The following is an 18035-nucleotide window of genomic DNA, read 5'->3' as shown; positions in this document are numbered from 1 at the left end:
TGAAAGTCGGTAACGTGCGCCTGCCATTGCAGCCACTTGAAGCGGACGAAAAGCAGAGTTTCGCGTCGGTCATTACTGAACTCAAACGTAACGTAGCCAACATTTCTTCGGGAGCCAGCCATGGGTGATCTTCTGAGCAAGGCCGAGTACGCCGCACTGGCCAAAGACATTTCGCTGCCATCCAAGGCGTTCATCAATGGCGCGTTCAAGCCCGCGATCTCCGGCAAAACCTTCGCCACGAACAACCCGGCAACGGGTGAGTTTTTGACAGACGTCGCTGCCTGTTCGTCCGAGGATGTCGACTTTGCGGTGAGTAACGCCAAAGAGGCCTTCGAGGATGGACGCTGGAGATCGATTTCTCCCAGGGAGCGCAAAGCTGTTCTGCTGAAGTTTGCGAGCCTGCTTGAAAGCCATCAACACGAACTGGCCGTCCTCGAGAGCCTCGATAGCGGCAAGCCTGTGAGTGAGTGTCAGCTGGTCGATGTGCCGGACACCATCCACACCCTGCGTTGGCACGCGGAACTGATCGACAAGATTTATGACAACACCGCCCCGGTGGGCAGCGACGCGCTGACCATGGTGGTCCGGGAGCCGATCGGCGTGGTGGGCTGCGTACTGCCCTGGAACTTCCCACTGTTGATGCTTGCCTGGAAAATCGGCCCGGCGCTCGCTGCGGGCTGTTCGGTCATCGTCAAACCTGCCGAACAAACGTCGCTGACCACGTTGCGCGTCGCTCAGCTGGCGTTTGAAGCCGGTATACCCGCCGGTGTCCTCAACATTGTGACCGGCACGGGCAAAGAGGTTGGCGAGCCCATTGGCTTGCATAACGATGTCGACATGGTGAGCTTCACCGGCTCCACCGCGACCGGCCGCCGTTTCCTGCATTACGCAGCCGATTCGAACCTGAAACGCATCGTGCTCGAATGCGGCGGGAAAAATCCGGCGGTAGTGATGGATGATGCCGAAGACTTGAATCGTGTGGCCGAACATGTCGTCAACGGCGCGTTCTGGAACATGGGCGAAAACTGCTCCGCGACCTCGCGCCTGATCGTCCACGCGTCTGTTAAAGACGAGCTGCTGGAGCGCATGGGCGCCTACATCCGCGAATGGAAGATGGGCGACCCACTAGATCCGCAAAACCGCGTAGGGTCGCTGGTCAGCCCAGAGCATTTCGCAAAAGTGAAGTCGTACCTTGAGCACGCCACCGCCGGGAAGCTTGAAGTTGTTTACGGTGGCGCGACCAAAGACGGTGCCTTCGTAGAGCCAACCGTGATTGACGGTGTCGGTCGAGACAACCGTCTGTTCCAGGAAGAGATATTCGGCCCGATCCTTTCGGTCACCACATTCAGTTCGATCGCCGAAGCCATTGCTCTGGCCAATGACACGGTGTACGGCCTGGCGGCCTCGGTTTACACCGGCAGCCTTCGCCGAGCGATCAAGTTGTCGCGGGAAATTCGCGCCGGCATCGTCACCGTGAACTGCTTTGGTGAAGGCGATGCCTCGACGCCATTCGGCGGCTACAAAGAGTCGGGCTTCGGTGGTCGGGACAAATCCATTTTTGCCCATGACCAGTACACCGAAATCAAAACAATCTGGATCGATGTGTCTGATCGGTCGGATGAAGAGACCGAAAAATGAGCACCCATACCATCAAGCGCCTGCCGGTAGACACCGGGGTTTCAGGTTGGGAGGCGATTTCCGCACGCACTGCGCCTGTCCGCAGGCTTGATGGAAACGTGACGGCGGATTGGCTGATTATCGGTGCCGGTTTTGCCGGCCTGTCCGCCGCTCGCAGACTTTCACAGTTACACCCGGGTGACAGCATTGTTGTGGTCGATGCTCATGAAGTCGCCAAGGGGCCAGCAGGCAGAAACTCTGGCTTCATGATCGATGTGCCGCACAGTCTGTCATCGGGGGAATACTCCGTGGCGAGTGAGTCTGCAACGGCGCTGGAGATCACGCAAAATCGTTTTGCGATTGATTTTGCTGCGCAAGCCGCACGCGAGTACGGCATGTCCGCAGACACCTTTGACCCTTCAGGGAAGATCAACGCTGCCGCCACTGAGCGTGGATTGAAGCTGAACGTCAATTACGCCAAATCCCTTGAGCGCATTGGCGAAAAGTTCGAGATGTTTGATGCCGCGCAAATGCGTGAAATCACCGGGTCTACCTATTACCAAGGAGGGATCTATACCCCCGGCGCTGTGTTGATTCAACCCGCCCAATACATCCGAGACCTGGCAGCAGGGCTCGAAGGGAAAATCACTCTCTTTGAGCGCTCTCCAGTTATTGAGTTGTCGAAGCAGGGTAGCGGCTGGACCGCTCGATCTCATAACGGGACGGTGCACGCACCCAAGGTCATTCTTGGGGTTAACGGCCACATTGAAGACTTTGGTCATTATCAGGGACGCCTGCTGCACGTCTTTACGTACGCCTCCATGACGGCAGCGTACAGTGATGATGCATTCAAGAAAGACGTGCCGGGTAGAGCCAAGTGGGCATTGTTGCCAGCTGATCCAATGGGAGCGACTGTTCGTAAAATCTCTACAGACGGTCTCTCGCGTATCGTCATCCGGACAAAGTTCACCTATGACCCGAGTATCCAGGTCACGCCAGAGCGTGTAGCGGCGGTGGCCAAGGAGCAGCGACACTCCTTGGACGCCCGCTTTCCGGAATTGAAATCCACTGCGTTGGAGTTCAGCTGGGCCGGCCGTCTGTGTTTGAGTCGTAACAGTGCCGCTGCATTTGGCGAGATCGAAGAAAACCTGTATTCGGCTTGCTGCGAAAATGGGTTGGGAACGGTCAAGAGCACTCTGGCAGGTGTAATGGCGGCGGAATTGGCTTCGGGTATACGTTCTGATTTTCTGGATAGTTTCAGTCACGCGCCAGGACCCAGCAGGCTACCCCCCCAAATAATAACGAAGCTGGGCGTCAGTTCGGTCATTCGTTGGCATGAATTTTGGGCCGGGCGAGAAGGTTAGTAAGTTCAAGCTGTCGGCTTTTCCTATAAAGGCCGTTTAATAAGTCACTAATAAGAACGGAACAATCCATGAAGAATATTTGGAAGGCATTCTGCGCGCTCGCGCTTGTGGGCATGATGAGTTTGCAGGCACACGCTGAAGAAAAAAACATAGTAATGGGTACCATGTCTTGGGAGGACTTGGTGCCTATTACTGGCATCACCAAGAAAGTACTTGAGAACGCAGGATACACCGTAAAAGTCGTGGAATTTTCCGAGTGGGGTATCGCCTACGCTGCACTCAGCAAGGGGGATATTCAGGTATTGGCATCCCAGATTGATTACGCCGCCGCCGATTATTGGAAAAAGAACAAGAACAAAATCGAGAAGCTATCACCGGTCTCCTTTGGTCTTTATCAGGGCATGGCAGTACCCAGTTACGTAGACATCGACTCCATCGAACAGCTGAATGCAAACGCGGACAAACTGGGGAACAGAATCATTGGTATTGAGCCAGGTTCGGGTTTGATGAGTGACGCGAATAACGTGGTCAAAGCGTACGACATCAAGCTCAAGCTGGTCGAAGGCAGTACTTCCGCCATGACCGCGGCTTTAAAGTCGGCAGTCGACCGCAAGGAATGGGTGGCGGTCACTGTTTGGGATCCTTCGTGGATGACCAAGAAATTTGATCTCAAATTCCTGAAAGATCCAAAAGGGGTCTTCCCGCCATTGCAGGGTTATTACTGGATCGGACACAAAGGCTTCGCTGAAGCCAATCCGCGTGCGCGTGAACTGATGGCCAGTGTTTATGTGCCTATCACGGACATCACCGCGATGAATGCTGAAGTCAAGGATGGCAAGACCATGGACGAGGCTATCAAGGGTTGGATTGATAGTCATACMGATCTTGTAAATCGTTGGGGAAATATCAAGAACTATTAAGTTTTGTTTGTTTGCCACTGCCGCCCTTTGATTAATTAAAGAAACCAGCAAACAACTGGTTCGATGGATTGCGAAATGACAATGGCCACAATTAATACTGACGAAGTGCTGGTAGATTGCCAGTCGGTTTGGAAAATCTTCGGTAAAARTGCACCGGCAGCCATGGAYGCGGTYGTCCAGCAGGGTCTTTCAAAGACCCAGATCCTGCAAAACTAYGGCTGCGTRGTCGGGGTTTCCGATGTCAGTCTCCAGGTTCGCCGGGGGGAAATCTTTTGCATCATGGGTTTGTCCGGCAGTGGCAAATCCACCCTTATAAGGTTGCTGAACAAGCTGATCACCCCGAGCTCGGGGAAGGTGCTGGTCAAAGGCAAGGACGTTTCATCCTTGTCGCCGGCACAACTGCGRGAGGTGAGGGCGCGTCACATCGGTATGGTCTTTCAAAGCGTTGCCTTGCTRCCTAACCGTACGGTTCTTGAGAACACCGCGTTTGGCCTGGAGGTGCAGGGTGTGGGCAAGGCTGAACGTTACAAAGTGGCCGAGCAGGCGCTGGCAAAGGTTGGATTGAGCGAGTGGACTTCACGCTATCCAAGCGAACTGTCAGGCGGCATGCAACAACGGGTCGGACTGGCGCGTGCACTCACAGCTGACCCAGAAATAATTTTGATGGATGAGCCGTTCAGCGCGCTTGATCCGCTGATTCGCCGACAGTTGCAGGATGAGTTCCGCCAGCTGACCAAGGAGCTGGGCAAGTCCGCGGTGTTTATTACACACGACCTGGACGAGGCCATCCGCATCGGTGACCGCATTGCGATCATGAAGGATGGCGCCATCATTCAGGTTGGCACCGCCGAGGAAATCGTGCTCAACCCGGCTGACGACTACGTGGCGGAATTCGTCGCCGGCATTTCCCGATTGCATCTGGTCAAGGCTCACTCGGTCATGACGTCTGTCCAGGCCTACAAGGCCGCACAGCCGACTTGCGATATTTCCAGGCTCACTCAAACCTCGCTTGACGCCGATATTGATGAACTCATCAGCTTGACGATGAAGTCCAGGCGCGACGGGCTTGCCGTCGTCGATAACGGAACAGTGGTCGGGATCATTACGCCTCGTGATCTGCTGCGTGGCGTTCAAGGTATTCCCAACGAGTTGGTGCCAGTACCAACCGCCGGTGCGATGGAGGCGTCCGCATGAGCACGCCGGATTTTTCCAGTCAGTTTGATACCTCCATTGATACAGGACTGCAATGGCTTTCGGACAATGGCGAGTTCGTGTTCGATGCCGTCAATGCGGTGCTGAAGGGCATTTACGAAGGCGTGCTGTGGTGTGTCGCCTATCCACCGCACTACGTTGTAGCGATTGTCATGGCGTTGATTGGCTGGCGTCTGGCTGGCGTTCGCTTTGCAATTCTTGCAGGTTTGGCCTTGTTGTTTTGCGACGTCATCGGCTTGTGGCCAGAGACAGTCAGCACGCTTGCACTGGTGCTCACAGCGACTGTCCTGGCACTGGTTGTCGCCATTCCGCTGGGGGTCATTGCCGGTCTGGCGCCGGCCTTTGATCGCGTGGTTGATCCTTGTCTGGATTTGATCCAAACGATGCCGCCCTACATCTACCTGCTACCGGCCATTGCACTGCTCGGCTACGGCCCTGCCACGGCGCTGTTGGCGACTTTTATCGTCGCGCTTCCCCCTGCGCTACGACTGACCTCGCTGGGTATTCGCATGACACCCAAGGAGTTCATCGAGTTGGGAGATGCCAGCGGCGTGACTGGAATGCAGATGTTTTTCAAGATCCGCTTACCGTTCGCCATGCCCAGCATCATGGCCGGTGTCAACCAAAGCTTGATGATGGCGTTCGGTATGGTCGTCATCGCCGGCATTGTGGGTTCGGGCGGTTTGGGCGAGGCGATTTACGGTTCCATCCGTACGTTGGATATCGCCAAGTCGATCAACGCGGCCATCGCTATCGTTATCCTGACCATGATCCTGGATCGTCTGGCGCAGAGTGCTGCACAGGCGCGGGTGAGGGCTTCCCAATGACAACGCACATTCAATTTTCTCCAGGCGATTACCTGGCTCCCGCCGTTGATTGGCTGAACACTAATTTACATGGATTGTTCAAAGGGATAAGTCAGGTCATTGAGGCGGTACTCGGTGCAGTGGAGGGGGCGCTGCTTGCTCCCCATCCGTACTTATTCATCGGTATTGTCGTCGTTGCGGCCTTCTTTTTTGCCAATAAACGAGTCGCTGTTTTCGCTGCGGTGATGTTGGCTTTCTGTTTGTTCGCTGGCCTTTGGGTCGCGTCCATCCAGACGATTGCGCTCGTCAGCGTGTCGGTCCTGATCTCTGTTGCCATTGCTTTCCCGCTGGGGGTTCTGGCCGCCCGGGTGAAGCGTGTAGATGAAGCGTTGCTGCCGATTCTGAACATCATGCAAACCGTGCCACCCTGGGTATACCTGATCCCCGCAGTGATGCTGTTCAGTCTGGGACGGGTGCCCGCGATCATCGCAACGATTGTTTACGGCATCCCGCCGATGCTCAGATTGACGACTCTGGCCTTCAAGCAGTTGCCCAAGGATCTCCTTGAGTTGGGCCAGGCGTCCGGTGCTTCACCTAAAGACATTCTGTTCAAAATTGAACTGCCGACTGCTGCACCCACACTGTTGGTAGGCCTGAACCAATGCATCCTTATGTCGCTGGCGATGGTGGTGCTTGCAGGTTTGGTGGGGGCGGGCGGTCTGGGGGCTGAAGTGACCCGTGGCCTCTCCAGGATGGAGATGGGATTAGGCCTTCGAGCGGGCCTGGCCATTGTCGCTATTGCGCTGCTGTTGGATCGATTGTCACGGGGCGCGTTGCAGCGTCACTCCCCCAGCAAACTCCTTTGAAAGGGCATCAGTATGAGACGCAGCTTTTTTTGCATTGATTCGCACGCGTGCGGCAACCCGGTTCGGGTTGTAGCGGGCGGAGCACCGCTGATGCCCTCCGTATCGATGGCGGAGCGTCGCGATATTTTCGTGCGTGACCACGACTGGGTACGCACCGCATTGATGTTCGAGCCTCGGGGACACGACATCATGTCTGGCGTCATTATTTATCCATCGGTACGTGATGACTGCGACTTCGGTGCGCTGTTTATCGAAGTCAGCGGCTGCCTGCCGATGTGTGGAGCGGGTACCATCGGATTATCGACCGTGGTCATTGAAGAGGGCTTGGTGACACCTCGYGAGCCGGGAAAACTGGCSATTGAAACACCGGCGGGACGGGTCGATGTCGAATACACCATGGGCGGYGAGTTTGTTGAGTCGATTCGCTTGTTCAACGTAGCCAGCTACCTGCACAGCGCCGATGTGGCGGTGGAAGTACCTGGTATTGGTACGTTTACGGTGGACATCGCCTACGGCGGGAATTTCTATGCGGTGGTCGAACCACAGGAGTGCTGGACTGGATTCGAAGGGCAGACGACGGCTGACATCGTGGGGATGAGCCAGAAGCTGCGCGCAGCGCTCTCGGCCATTTGTGACCCTGTGCATCCAGAGAACAGCAGAATCAGTGGTGTTCATCACGTCATCTGGTGTGACAAACCACAGAGCAGAACCGTGCATGGCCGCTGTGCAGTGTTCTACGGTGATAAAGCTATTGATCGTTCTCCCGGCGGTACCGGTACCTCGGCCCGGATGGCTCAGCTCTTCGGAAAAGGTCGGCTGAACGTCGGCGACGTTTATCGACTCGAAAGTCTTATCGGTACAATCTACGAAGGAAAAGTGGAGGCGTCGGTAAAGGTCGGAACCTTCGACGGCATGAATCCAAGTGTCAGCGGCTGGGCTGAGGTGATAGGTCACAACACTATTTTCGTCGATGACAAAGACCCTCTTGCCCACGGGTTCCAGCTCGCATAAACAGTACGGTCACGGCGCCAGCGGTTGATTCTTCGCAAGTGCAGATTCAACCGTGGTTTGCACAAAGGCTGCGTTCGTTAGTGTAAAGAAGCGAGGCGTAAAGTGATCGAACGACGAGATTTCAGCGGGTGTATGAAAGGTAAAAACCTGCGCTATCTGGAAGAGACTCGTAGTGAGCCGACGGCTCATGCTCGGGCAGGATTTTTACTGCTCGAGCACTTCTCGTTGCCTGCATTTACGCAAGCGCTCGATACGATTGTCACTGCCAACCTTTTGCGTCCTACATTGTTCTCTTCACGTACCTTCGGGTTGCAGGACGGAGAGGTTACCAGCGACCTTGGCCTGATCATTCGACCGGATGCGCGTTTGGACGTGGCAGCACTCAAAGACCTTAATTTGCTGGTCATATGCGGCGGCTATCGCACCGAACTCAAAGTCAATCACGAGCTGATCAGCATCCTTAAAACGGCATCAGAACTTGGTATCACCCTGGCCGGGCTGTGGAATGGGGCGTGGTTTTTGGGCGTGTCAGGTTTGCTTGAGGGGTATCGTTGTGCGATTCATCCCGAACACCGCCCTGCGCTCGCAGAAATTTCAAAAGTCACGCATGTCACCAGTGAAGCTTTTGTCATGGATCGAGACCGGCTCACGGCTTCGAGTCCGGCGGGTGCTTTTCATATGGCTCTCGAGTGGATCAAAGGGCTGCATGGCAAGGCGCTTGTCGAGGGCATCGAAGACATTCTGTCTTTCGAAGAGTCGCGGTATCGGCGTATCAAACCGACACAGAACATCTCGTTGAGCGCCCCCCTCAAAGAGGTGGTCAAACTGATGGACGCCAACCTGGAAGAACCGTTGCAAATGGACCAACTGGCGGTATATGCCGGACGTTCCCGTCGACAAATAGAGCGCTTGTTCAAAGAGCAACTGGGTACCACGCCGCAACGGTATTACCTGGAATTGCGCATTACCGAAGCGCGGCGATTACTTCAGCACACAGAGCTGTCTCAGGTTGATGTGCTGGTCGCATGCGGCTTTGTTTCACCGAGCCATTTCAGCAAATGCTACAGCTCGTATTTTGGTTACCGGCCTTCGAGAGAAACACGGCTGGTGAAGTAGAAAACGCGCTGTCGCAGAAATTTTAAGGAAGAGGGCATGACCGAGTTGCGTTTGAAGTGCGACCCAACAAAAAATGCTGCGCCCACCGTTGCTGCTAGTCCTGGGGTCGCAAGGCCCCAACTCGGGATCTTCTTATGCCTGCTTTCAATGCTTATCTTTGCGAGCCAGGACGGACTAACCAAGGTGCTTGTCAAAGACTTCCCGGTTGCCCAACTGGTCATGATGCGCTATTGGGTGTTTGTCGTTTTTGCCCTCGGATATGCCGCCTACCAAGGTAGGGGCAAAGAGTCATTTCGCAGTAAGCACCCTTGGCTCCAAATCATTCGAGCGCTGTTAGCCGTGGGTGAAACCATACTGTTTGCAGTGGGGCTACGATATTTGGGCCTGGCCGAAATGCATGCTCTCTATGCCGTATTTCCGCTGATGGCACTGGCATTGGCGGGGGCCGTGCTTGGGGAGTTCATAGGTCTGCGGCGCTGGATTGCCGCCTCCATAGGGTTCACCGGGACACTGATCATCCTTCGACCAGGCGCGGGCGTTTTCGAACTCGCGGCGCTGATTCCCCTACTGGCTGCTTTGGCGTTCGCGGTGTTCAACGTATTGACGCGCCGGATTAGCCAACACGACTCCTTTGCTACGAACATGCTCTTTATGGCAAGTGTGGGTGCCCTGACGGTCACATTTGCGGGGCTACCGGCATGGGTTTCTCCGACTCCGGTCCAGGGCCTCTTGATGGGGATCCTGTCATTGACGGGCGTAGTCGCTCAGATTCTGTTCATTCAAGCACTGAAATACGCAACCGCTTCTACCCTGCAGCCTTTCAACTATGCGCTTCTGGTGTTCGCCACTTTGATTGGTGTGATCGTTTTTGCCGAGCGCCCGGATACCTGGGTGGTTGTCGGCGCAGCGTTGGTGATTATCGGGGGGCTGTATGCGATTAAAGCGAAGGCGTGAACATACCTGAGTGTATGAAGTAATCAATGTGTGGTTGGTTTCCTGGATGAGCACGGCCATAAAAAAGGGCAGCTCAAAGCTGCCCTTTTCCCAACCTACTTCTTAGGCGGCGCTAAACAGCTTGTGCGGATCCATGACGAATTTCTTCGGCACCCCGGCATCGAACTCGTGGTAACCGCGCGGCGCGTCGTCCAGGCTGATCACCTGCACGCCGACGACCTCGGCAATGTTGATCCGGTCCCACATGATCGCCTGCATCAGCTGACGGTTGTACTTCATCGTCGGGGTCTGGCCGGTGTGGAAGCTGTGGGACTTGGCCCAGCCGAGGCCGAAACGGATGTTCAGGCTGCCATGCTTGGCGGCTTTGTTGACCGCGCCCGGGTCTTCGGTGACATACAGACCCGGGATCCCGATATTGCCGGCGACCCGCACCACACCCATCAGCGCGTTGAGCACGTCGGCCGGGGCCTCGTGCTGCGCGCCGTCATGGCCGTGGCCACGGGCTTCGAAGCCGACCGCATCGACCGCACAATCGACTTCCGGCTCACCGAGCAGGTCGGCGATTTGCTCGTGCAACGGAGTGTCCTGGGTCAGGTCGGCGATCTCGAAGCCCTGGGCCTTGGCATGCGCCAGACGCAGCGGATTCACGTCGCCGACTATCACCACCGCCGCACCAAGCAGACGGGCGGAGGCGGCAGCAGCCAGTCCGACTGGACCGGCACCGGCGATATACACCGTGCTGCCAGGGCCGACACCGGCGGTCACCGCGCCGTGGTAGCCGGTCGGAAGGATATCGGAGAGGCAGGTCAGATCGCGGATTTTCTCCATCGCCTTGTCGCGGTCGGGCAGCTTCAACAGGTTGAAGTCGGCATACGGCACCAGCACGTATTCGGCCTGGCCGCCAACCCAGTCGCCCATGTCCACATAGCCATAGGCACCGCCGGGGCGCGCCGGGTTGACCGTCAGGCAGACGCCGGTGTGCTGTTCCTTGCAACTGCGACAACGGCCGCAGGCGACGTTGAACGGCACCGAGACCAGGTCACCGATCTGCACGTTTTCCACGTCACGGCCCCTCTCGATCACCTCGCCGGTGATCTCATGGCCAAGCACCAGCCCGACCTGGGCCGTGGTCCGGCCACGCACCATATGCTGGTCGGAGCCGCAGATATTGGTCGAAACCACGCGCAGGATCACGCCATGGTCGATGCGCTTGCCGCGCGGGTCTTCCATTTTCGGATAGGGGATGGTCTGCACCTCGACCTTGCCTGCGCCGAGATACACGACACCACGATTACCAGACATGCTTTCACCTCGCTTTTGTTGTTGTGAGAACACGGCCCTTGTACTGCGAAGGGGCGCGCGGCCTTACAGTGCGGCGGTATATGTCTTGCGTTTGCGCGTGAATGCAGATTGGTTGGAAGTCACCTTCCAACCACGCGTGATTAGCAGTCATCGTATCGATCCTACGCCTGGTATCAGCACTCTGCGAGGGCATTTAGCACCCAATCACCACCAGTTTCAGGACTCTCAACCGCCAGCCTTGCTGGAGTGGGTAGAAGCCATTGGCCCAGCAAGTCATCTCTACGTACCAGGCAATTTGGATGAACGACGAGACTTTGCGACAGTGCTCAGGGCTGTGATCGCGCTGAAGCGTGATTGTACCGGGGCGCCTTCACCAGCGTCGCCGACCAGAAAGCGGCTATCCGCCAATTTATCGAGGCTCACAACGAGCACTGGGCAGCCTGGGCATGAGGTTGATTGTCACAGGCAACAGCGCTCGCATCCATGATCGGGTGGAGGAGTTACGTGGGGGATGCACAACAGGCCTCACCTGAGTCCAGTTACATTACCGGTGAGTTACTGGTGATCGATGGTGGCAATTGCCTGATAGAGAACAAAGCACCCAAGTAATCAATGCGTTGCCCGCCGCAAAATTTTGCAGCGAACCAGAGTCTGGCTCCGCGCAACCTGCAACGGAGGAGGGTAAGTGACTCCCTCCGTTGCAAGTCGGGCTGATTCGATCAAAACGGCAGTGGCAGTTTCGCCGTGCGCCCCCCATCCACCACCAGCACCTGCCCGGTGATGAAGGCCGATGACTCCGAGGCCAGGAAAACGACTGTCCCGCCAACATCCGCCGGCAATCCGGTACGTCCGACCGGGTGAAGGCGCAGGAGTGCCTGGCGCGCCGCACGCGGATCAGCTTGAGTGGCGAGGTACGCATCACTCAACTCGGAATTGATCCACCCTGGAGCAATGGCATTGCAGCGGATGCCGTCCCGGCCGAGATCGACTGCCAAGGCTCGGGTCAGCCCATGGATACCGGCCTTGGAGGCACAGTACGCGGCATGTTCAGGGTTGGCGCCTATCCCTTCGATCGACCCAATGTTGATGATGCTGCCACCGCCTCGCAGACGCATCTGGGGCACCAACGCCTTGCACAAGAACGCCGGCGCCCGCAGATTGACTGCCATCATGCGATCCCAGTCCTGTTCGGTCATATCATCAATGGATTTCTCGAACATGAACCCGGCGTTGTTAACCAATACATCGATTCCGCCAAGCTGCTCCTGGGCGAACTGTGCAATCAAACCGGGTGACTCCATCGAGGCGAGATCAGCCTCGACGAAATAGACCTGAGGGTGATCTCGCAAGTCGTCGTCCAGTGCCTGGCGCTGAGCGATCAAAACGCAAGCTCCCGCCTCAAGTAATTGTTCGGTAATGCCTCGGCCAATCCCTCTGCCGCCCCCGGTCACCACTACATTTTTACCATTGAGCATCGCTACCTCTCCTTAGCCGGACACCGGCTTGGCGCCTGTGACTTCTACCGTTTCGCCGGCGATGTACCTGGCCTCGTCGGACGCCAGAAATGCGATGACATCCGCAATGTCTTCAGGCTCGGCGATACGGCCTAATGGCACGCTCTTGTTTAGCTCTTGCACGGCTTTGTCCGGATCCAGGCCGCGACGTTCAAAGCCGCTGCGTATCATCGGGGTATTGATTTCGTGCGGGCACACGGCGTTGACACGGATGCCCAAAGGGGCGCAATCGCGGCCCAGATTTTTGGTTAAAGCCGCGACGGCCCCTTTGCTTGTGCAATACGCCACGTGGGCGGGGCCTGGATAAATTCCCCAGACAGATGATGTGTTGACGATTGCGGAGCCCGGGCGATTTTTCATGTGCGGTATCGCGGCACGGCAGATGAAGAACACTGCATTCAGGTTTACGCCCATGGCGTCAAACCACATGTCGTCAGTGGTTTCCTCAATCGTGCCGCGGGGAATGATGCCCGCATTGTTCAACACGATATCGATCCCCGAAAAAATATCGATGGCAGTTTGGACAATCGCTTCGCAATATTCTTTTCGGCGTAAATCGCCTGCCACGTAGTGCACTTCGGCGCCCAAGTCACGAACTTTGGCTGAGATTGATTTGCAACCGGCTTCGTCAAGATCAGATAAAACAAGCTTTGCGCCTTCTCGGGCGAACAATAATGCTAACGCCTGTCCGACACCGCCGGCAGCGCCGGTAATGACCACCACTTTATTATTAAATTTCATATGGCAACCTACCTGGTAGTTTTTTGGCGCAGCCATTATTTAATTTCAATGGATCGCAGCGTCCAATAACTTTTTTACGGGGCCAAAGATAACCTGACGTTATCCAAAATTTCTGACTCGAGCATTTGCAATCGCGCCAGAACGGTTGAAAACCGTCAGCCGCTCATAACGTGAAGTCATCATTTATCTATCTAAAATGTCATTATGGGTGGGGGATATCAGCTGCTAAGGTTTTCTATAAGTAGATCGCTACAAGCTCGCAGTTTACAAGCTTCACTGCTTTTTGCTGGCAACCTCCAGGTCTTTGAATGCAAGGGTTTGAGCGCCTAATGAATAAGAATAATTAACCGCCAGACAAGTCTATTTGTTTGCGCGCAAAGCAAACGTCCTCTTGGCAAATCCGCCGACTAATAAAAAACTGAAAACAGGTTGCATTCCCCCTCAAACGACTAGGTGAGCCGAATGACGTTTACATTACCCAAGACCATGCACGCTGTGCTTCTGAAAGGGCATGGGGGTACGGAGCAACTGGAGTATCGAACCGATGTGCCAGTACCTCGCCCTGGTGTCGGCGAAGTCTTGATAAAAGTTGGCGCTGCCGGCGTCAATAACACCGACATCAACACGCGTATTGGTTGGTACTCCAAACAAATAACCGGCGATACAAATTCGGGTGGCGCTTCCGGATTCGCTCAGATCGACACTGAGGACGCATCCTGGTCTGGTGTGCCGCTTAAATTTCCGCTGATCCAAGGGGCCGATTGCTGCGGGCGAATTGTTGCGGTTGGCAAAGGGGTGGACGATGCCCGAATCGGACAGCGGGTATTGGTACGCAACATGCTGCGAGCGCCTGTTGAGAATCGGCCGTTCGAGTGCTGGACTTACGGCTCAGACTGCAATGGTGCTTTTGCTCAATTTACAGTTGCACCGGCAGCGGACACTTGGCCGCTGAACAGTGATTGGAGCGACATCGAGTTAGCTTCTATTCCATGTGCCTATTCAACCGCCGAACTTTTACTCCAGCGTGCAGCCGTCAATGGTGCTGACAAAGTACTGATCACTGGTGCAAGCGGCGGTGTGGGATCGGCTGCGGTCCAGCTGGCAAAATGCCGCGGCGCCGAGGTAATTGCAATTACCAGCGCAAGCAAGGCGGATCAAATTCTGTCTCTGGGCGCCGATCGCATCATTCATAGAGACGCAAACCTGGTTGAGGCGCTTGGTGAAAACAGCGTCAGCGTGGTGCTGGATCTGGTGGGTGGGAACGACTGGCCCGCACTCTTGCAAGTGCTCAAGCGGGGTGGTCGTTACGCTGTTTCGGGTGCTATCGCCGGCCCAATCGTCGAGCTTGATCTAAGAACGCTTTACTTGAAAGATCTCACATTTCATGGCTGCACTTTTCAGGAGGATGCAGTTTTCGATGAGTTGGTCAGTCATATTGAACACGGTCGTATCCGTCCCTTTGTCAGCAACAGTTATCCACTGTCCGACATTGCCAAAGCACAGAATGACTTCATAGAAAAACGTTTTGCGGGAAAACTGGTATTGGTGCCACCAAAGGAAAGTGTTTGTGAAGATCATTGAAATTGAAGTTTATCAAGTAGATCTGCCCTATGCTGGCGGCGTTTATAAGTTGTCAGGCGGCCGTACTTACACAAGTTTTGACTCCACGATAGTGTGTATTCGCACAGACACTGGTCTTGAAGGCTGGGGCGAGTCGACGCCTTTTGGCCCGAACTATATTGCAGCGCACGCCCTGGGTGTGAGAGCGGGTATCGCCGAAATGGCGGACCTGCTCATTGGCCGGGATCCCCGTCAGGTTGACCGTATCAACGATCTCATGGACAGCACCTTGATGGGCCACCTTCATGCGAAAGCTGCGATTGATGTGGCCTGCTGGGACATCCTGGGCAAAGCGGTCGGGATGCCGGTTTGTGAACTGCTGGGGGGCAGTACAGGACTGTCCATGCCGATTATTGACTCAACCTATGCCGGCGATCCTGAAGACATGCGTCGTCGAGTTGCTCAGACTCGAAAGCAAGGGTACCTGGGGCATTCGGTGAAGGTCGGCGCGACACCGGAGGAGGGTGGGGCCGCGCTGGATGCCGCGCGCATTGAGGCATCACTTGCAGATGCCCGCCCCGAGGAATACTTCATTGTTGATTGCAACGGTGGCCTGACGGTAGAACATGCATTGCGCATGCTGAAGCTGCTGCCATCCGGGCTGGACTTCGTGCTTGAAGCGCCATGCGCCACTTGGGCTGAGCACATGTCCCTGCGCCAGCGAACCAATGTGCCGCTGATCATGGACGAGCTGGCGACGGATGAAGCTTCGGTGATGCAACTGATCAGCGAGAAGGCTGCGGACGGTATTGGTCTGAAAGTTTCCAAGCATGGCGGCCTGACCAGAGCCCGGCGTCTGCGCGACATGTGCATGACCTCCGGTTTGACGATGAGCGTCCAGGAGACCGCTGGCTCACAGGTAGCGTTCGCCGCACTGACTCACCTCGGGCAATCTATCCCACACCGAAATCTGCGTTGTGTGCTTGATACGCGTGATATGTATCCACCGATCACGGCACACGTCGACATTCCCGTGGTGGGTGGCCGTGTACGTGCCCCGCAGACCCCAGGATTGGGCATCACGATCAATCGGGACGTCGTCGGTGAGCCCGTAGCGATCTATCGCTGAGTTGACCTCCAGCGGCGCGGCGCATGAAGTACTTCGTGCGCCGCGTTTTTTTTGTGGAATCCACGTTTTTTGACCAGTGAATTGATTCGGGTCCATTGATTTGGCGAACGAGCGTCTCGAAAATGTACGCCTATGTACATGCCGTGTACGCCACGGATCTTGGGGTGTACAGTGGAGAAGAATTTTCAAATTAAAGGTGCACCCGAATGTCACAGACAGGAAGGGCGAAAACCAAAGCGCAGGACGCAGGCTGGCGAGGCTCCGTCGATGGCTGGCTAGACGCCGCTTACGATGCTCTTAAAGAGTCGGGTGTGGATGCTGTGCGGGTGATGCCGCTGGCCAAACGCTTGAATTTGTCTCGTACCAGCTTTTACTGGTTCTATGAAGATCGGGAACAGCTGCTCGCGGCACTCCTGGCTCGATGGCGGGACAAGAACACCGGCGGTATGGTCAGCCAATGCGAGAGTTACGCAGAAAGTATTTCTGAAGCGATTCTCAACGTATTCGAATGCTGGGTGAACCCTGAACTGTTCGACTCGCAGTTCGAATTTGCCGTGCGCAGTTGGGCGCTGCAATCGGACGAGGTCACTGCTGAAATCGCTCTGGCCGATGAGGCACGGATGAATGCCTTGGCCGCGATGTTCCGACGGTTTGGCTACGACGGCGAGGGGGCCGATGTTCGGGCCAGGACGATCTACCTCACGCAGATCGGCTACATCTCCATGAAAACCAATGAAGATATCGTCGTACGATTTCGACGGATTCCTCAGTACGTGAGCGTGTTCACCGGCAAAGTACCGAAGCGGCGCGAGCTGGACCGCTTTTATGGAAAGTTTGGCTACGCGGAAAAAGAACCTGGCGTTTTCGTTCCCTTGGTCGAAACATTCGAGGAGTCCCCTGCCGATGGAGAATAGAACTCTGGGCATCATCGGAGGCACCGGCTGGCTCGGGCGCGCAATCGCCGAGGCGGTGCTCGATAGCGGGCTCATCGGGCCTGACCATTTGTTGATCTCGAACCGCTCCGGCGTCTGTACCTTCGGGCCAAGCGTGCGAATGCTGGCCGACAACCAGCAGTTGGTGGACCTCAGCGATATTGTCGTGCTGTCCATCCGGCCGGAGCAGTTTCGCGAACTGCAGATCAACGCCCGCGGCAAACTGGTGATTTCCCTGATGGCCGGAGTTCCGGCGGCCGCCATCAGCGCGGCCACCGGTGCGGATATAGTGGTGCGGGCCATGCCGAATGCGGCCGTGGAAATCAGGTATTCGTTCACGCCCTGGTACAGTGCCGGAAACCTTCTAGAGCGCGACCGCCAGTGGGTACAGCGACTGTTCGAGTGCGTAGGTTCGGCGGACGAAGTGCCTGATGAAGACTGTATTGATTACCTCAGCGCGTTGTCCGGGACTGGGCCGGCCTTCCCGGCAATGCTGCAAATGGCACTGACTAATCAGGCGGTGGCTGCGGGAATTCCCCTTGCCATCGCGCAGCGCGCTGCACAAGGCGTGGTGGTGGGGGGCGGCCAGATGCTTGCCAGCCGCGATCCGCGGCAAATGATTGAGTCATTGATGGCTTACCGTGGCGTGACGGCCGCAGCACTGCAGTCGATGGCCGATCAAAACATTGAGGCGATTGTGGGGCGAGCGGTGCAGGCAGGCGCTGAGATTGCCCGAAAAGGCATGTAGCCGAAGAGATAAGCAATGAAGGCCCTTTGAAGGGCCTTCATTGTTTCAGATTTCTTTCACCAGGCGCAAAGCGTCGTAGATGGCTGCATGGGTATTGCGAGCAGACACGGCGTCGCCGATCCGGAACAGCTGGAAGCGTCCTTCGGGATTGGTGACGATGTTCTGTGCCGTGCCGGCGATCAGGTCATGCTGCTCTACCGCGCCGCCATTGGTGGAGAGAGGACGCAGGTCGAAGTACAAGTC

General features: G+C 56.0%; 16 protein-coding genes and 2 pseudogenes. 14 read left to right on the top strand and 4 right to left on the bottom strand.

Translation table 11 applies throughout. The features are described from left to right. Positions 1–120 precede the first annotated feature (120 nt). The 9 genes from AC1D1M_RS30780 to AC1D1M_RS30740 all read left to right on the top strand — a co-directional run bounded on the left by AC1D1M_RS30780 (position 121) and on the right by AC1D1M_RS30740 (position 9866). Complete coding sequence (locus AC1D1M_RS30780; protein ID WP_477778608.1) at positions 121–1638, top strand: aldehyde dehydrogenase; 1518 nt, start codon at positions 121–123, stop codon at positions 1636–1638. Continuing rightward, positions 1635–2981, top strand: a complete 1347-nt coding sequence (locus AC1D1M_RS30775; protein WP_477778607.1) for an NAD(P)/FAD-dependent oxidoreductase — start codon at positions 1635–1637, stop codon at positions 2979–2981. The genes AC1D1M_RS30780 and AC1D1M_RS30775 overlap by 4 nt, the downstream gene beginning before the upstream one ends. 68 nt (positions 2982–3049) lie before the next feature. Next, positions 3050–3901, top strand: a complete 852-nt coding sequence (locus AC1D1M_RS30770; RefSeq protein ID WP_477778606.1) for a glycine betaine ABC transporter substrate-binding protein — start codon at positions 3050–3052, stop codon at positions 3899–3901. Between the two features lie 75 nt (positions 3902–3976). After that, positions 3977–5095 carry a quaternary amine ABC transporter ATP-binding protein gene (locus AC1D1M_RS30765; RefSeq protein WP_477778605.1) on the top strand — a complete coding sequence of 373 codons (1119 nt, stop codon included), beginning with the start codon at positions 3977–3979 and terminating at the stop codon, positions 5093–5095. Beyond that, positions 5092–5940, top strand: a complete 849-nt coding sequence (locus AC1D1M_RS30760) for an ABC transporter permease (protein WP_477778604.1) — start codon at positions 5092–5094, stop codon at positions 5938–5940. Before AC1D1M_RS30765 ends, AC1D1M_RS30760 begins: the two co-directional genes overlap by 4 nt. Beyond that, positions 5937–6785 (top strand): ABC transporter permease, encoded by an 849-nt coding sequence (locus AC1D1M_RS30755; RefSeq protein WP_160386883.1) that lies wholly within the window; start codon positions 5937–5939, stop codon positions 6783–6785. The genes AC1D1M_RS30760 and AC1D1M_RS30755 overlap by 4 nt, the downstream gene beginning before the upstream one ends. Before the next feature lie 12 nt (positions 6786–6797). After that, positions 6798–7796, top strand: a complete 999-nt coding sequence (locus AC1D1M_RS30750; RefSeq protein WP_477778603.1) for a 4-hydroxyproline epimerase — start codon at positions 6798–6800, stop codon at positions 7794–7796. A 102-nt stretch (positions 7797–7898) separates the two neighbouring features. Beyond that, on the top strand, positions 7899–8912 hold the full coding sequence (locus AC1D1M_RS30745; RefSeq protein WP_477778602.1) for a GlxA family transcriptional regulator: 1014 nt from the start codon (positions 7899–7901) through the stop codon (positions 8910–8912). 36 nt (positions 8913–8948) lie between these two features. After that, positions 8949–9866, top strand: a complete 918-nt coding sequence (locus AC1D1M_RS30740) for a DMT family transporter (RefSeq protein WP_477778601.1) — start codon at positions 8949–8951, stop codon at positions 9864–9866. Between the two features lie 102 nt (positions 9867–9968). Here the strand turns inward: AC1D1M_RS30740 and fdhA are convergent, their stop codons facing one another. Then, complete coding sequence (fdhA, locus tag AC1D1M_RS30735) at positions 9969–11168, bottom strand: formaldehyde dehydrogenase, glutathione-independent (RefSeq protein ID WP_223453718.1); 1200 nt, start codon at positions 11166–11168, stop codon at positions 9969–9971. A gap of 522 nt (positions 11169–11690) precedes the next feature. Here fdhA and AC1D1M_RS30730 point away from each other — a divergent pair. Next, a pseudogene (locus AC1D1M_RS30730) lies at positions 11691–11777 on the top strand (short-chain dehydrogenase); the annotation flags it as partial. Positions 11778–11887: 110 nt separating this feature from the next. Here the strand turns inward: AC1D1M_RS30730 and AC1D1M_RS30725 are convergent. Beyond that, positions 11888–12643, bottom strand: a complete 756-nt coding sequence (locus tag AC1D1M_RS30725) for an SDR family NAD(P)-dependent oxidoreductase (protein WP_477778600.1) — start codon at positions 12641–12643, stop codon at positions 11888–11890. Positions 12644–12655: 12 nt separating this feature from the next. After that, positions 12656–13459: an SDR family NAD(P)-dependent oxidoreductase gene (locus AC1D1M_RS30720; RefSeq protein ID WP_477778599.1), complete on the bottom strand. Its 804-nt coding sequence runs from the start codon at positions 13457–13459 to the stop codon at positions 12656–12658. 426 nt (positions 13460–13885) lie between these two features. Between AC1D1M_RS30720 and AC1D1M_RS30715 the strand changes: the two genes are divergently transcribed. The 4 genes from AC1D1M_RS30715 (at position 13886) to AC1D1M_RS30700 (ending at position 17792) form a co-directional block, all read left to right on the top strand. Further along, the gene (locus AC1D1M_RS30715) at positions 13886–15004 is read left to right on the top strand and encodes an alcohol dehydrogenase family protein (RefSeq protein WP_477778598.1); all 1119 of its coding nucleotides are present in this window, start codon (positions 13886–13888) and stop codon (positions 15002–15004) included. Beyond that, positions 14991–16112, top strand: a complete 1122-nt coding sequence (locus AC1D1M_RS30710; protein WP_477778597.1) for a mandelate racemase/muconate lactonizing enzyme family protein — start codon at positions 14991–14993, stop codon at positions 16110–16112. The genes AC1D1M_RS30715 and AC1D1M_RS30710 overlap by 14 nt, the downstream gene beginning before the upstream one ends. A gap of 206 nt (positions 16113–16318) precedes the next feature. Further along, the gene (locus AC1D1M_RS30705; RefSeq protein ID WP_160386905.1) at positions 16319–17026 is read left to right on the top strand and encodes a TetR/AcrR family transcriptional regulator; all 708 of its coding nucleotides are present in this window, start codon (positions 16319–16321) and stop codon (positions 17024–17026) included. Then, positions 17016–17792, top strand: a complete 777-nt coding sequence (locus AC1D1M_RS30700; protein WP_477778596.1) for a pyrroline-5-carboxylate reductase family protein — start codon at positions 17016–17018, stop codon at positions 17790–17792. Before AC1D1M_RS30705 ends, AC1D1M_RS30700 begins: the two co-directional genes overlap by 11 nt. A gap of 45 nt (positions 17793–17837) precedes the next feature. On the opposite strand, the pseudogene AC1D1M_RS30695 reads toward AC1D1M_RS30700, so the two are convergent. Then, positions 17838–18035, bottom strand: a pseudogene (locus AC1D1M_RS30695) (NADH-dependent oxidase); the annotation flags it as partial.

This window comes from Pseudomonas sp. P1_F7 (genome assembly GCF_056405655.1).
The sequence above is the reverse complement of the archived record's forward strand: the minus strand, read 5'-3'. Positions and strand labels throughout refer to the sequence as shown.

Bases quoted from the DNA above. Each gene is read 5' to 3' on its own strand.
- fdhA (WP_223453718.1), bottom strand. From the start codon at position 11,168: ATGTCTGGTAATCGTGGTGTCGTGTATCTCGGCGCAGGCAAGGTCGAG.
- AC1D1M_RS30720 (WP_477778599.1), bottom strand. From the start codon at position 13,459: ATGGCTGCGCCAAAAAACTACCAGGTAGGTTGCCATATGAAATTTAAT.
- AC1D1M_RS30780 (WP_477778608.1), top strand. From the start codon at position 121: ATGGGTGATCTTCTGAGCAAGGCCGAGTACGCCGCACTGGCCAAAGAC.
- AC1D1M_RS30700 (WP_477778596.1), top strand. From the start codon at position 17,016: ATGGAGAATAGAACTCTGGGCATCATCGGAGGCACCGGCTGGCTCGGG.
- AC1D1M_RS30755 (WP_160386883.1), top strand. From the start codon at position 5,937: ATGACAACGCACATTCAATTTTCTCCAGGCGATTACCTGGCTCCCGCC.
- AC1D1M_RS30715 (WP_477778598.1), top strand. From the start codon at position 13,886: ATGACGTTTACATTACCCAAGACCATGCACGCTGTGCTTCTGAAAGGG.
- AC1D1M_RS30775 (WP_477778607.1), top strand. From the start codon at position 1,635: ATGAGCACCCATACCATCAAGCGCCTGCCGGTAGACACCGGGGTTTCA.
- AC1D1M_RS30725 (WP_477778600.1), bottom strand. From the start codon at position 12,643: ATGCTCAATGGTAAAAATGTAGTGGTGACCGGGGGCGGCAGAGGGATT.
- AC1D1M_RS30760 (WP_477778604.1), top strand. From the start codon at position 5,092: ATGAGCACGCCGGATTTTTCCAGTCAGTTTGATACCTCCATTGATACA.
- AC1D1M_RS30705 (WP_160386905.1), top strand. From the start codon at position 16,319: ATGTCACAGACAGGAAGGGCGAAAACCAAAGCGCAGGACGCAGGCTGG.
- AC1D1M_RS30740 (WP_477778601.1), top strand. From the start codon at position 8,949: ATGACCGAGTTGCGTTTGAAGTGCGACCCAACAAAAAATGCTGCGCCC.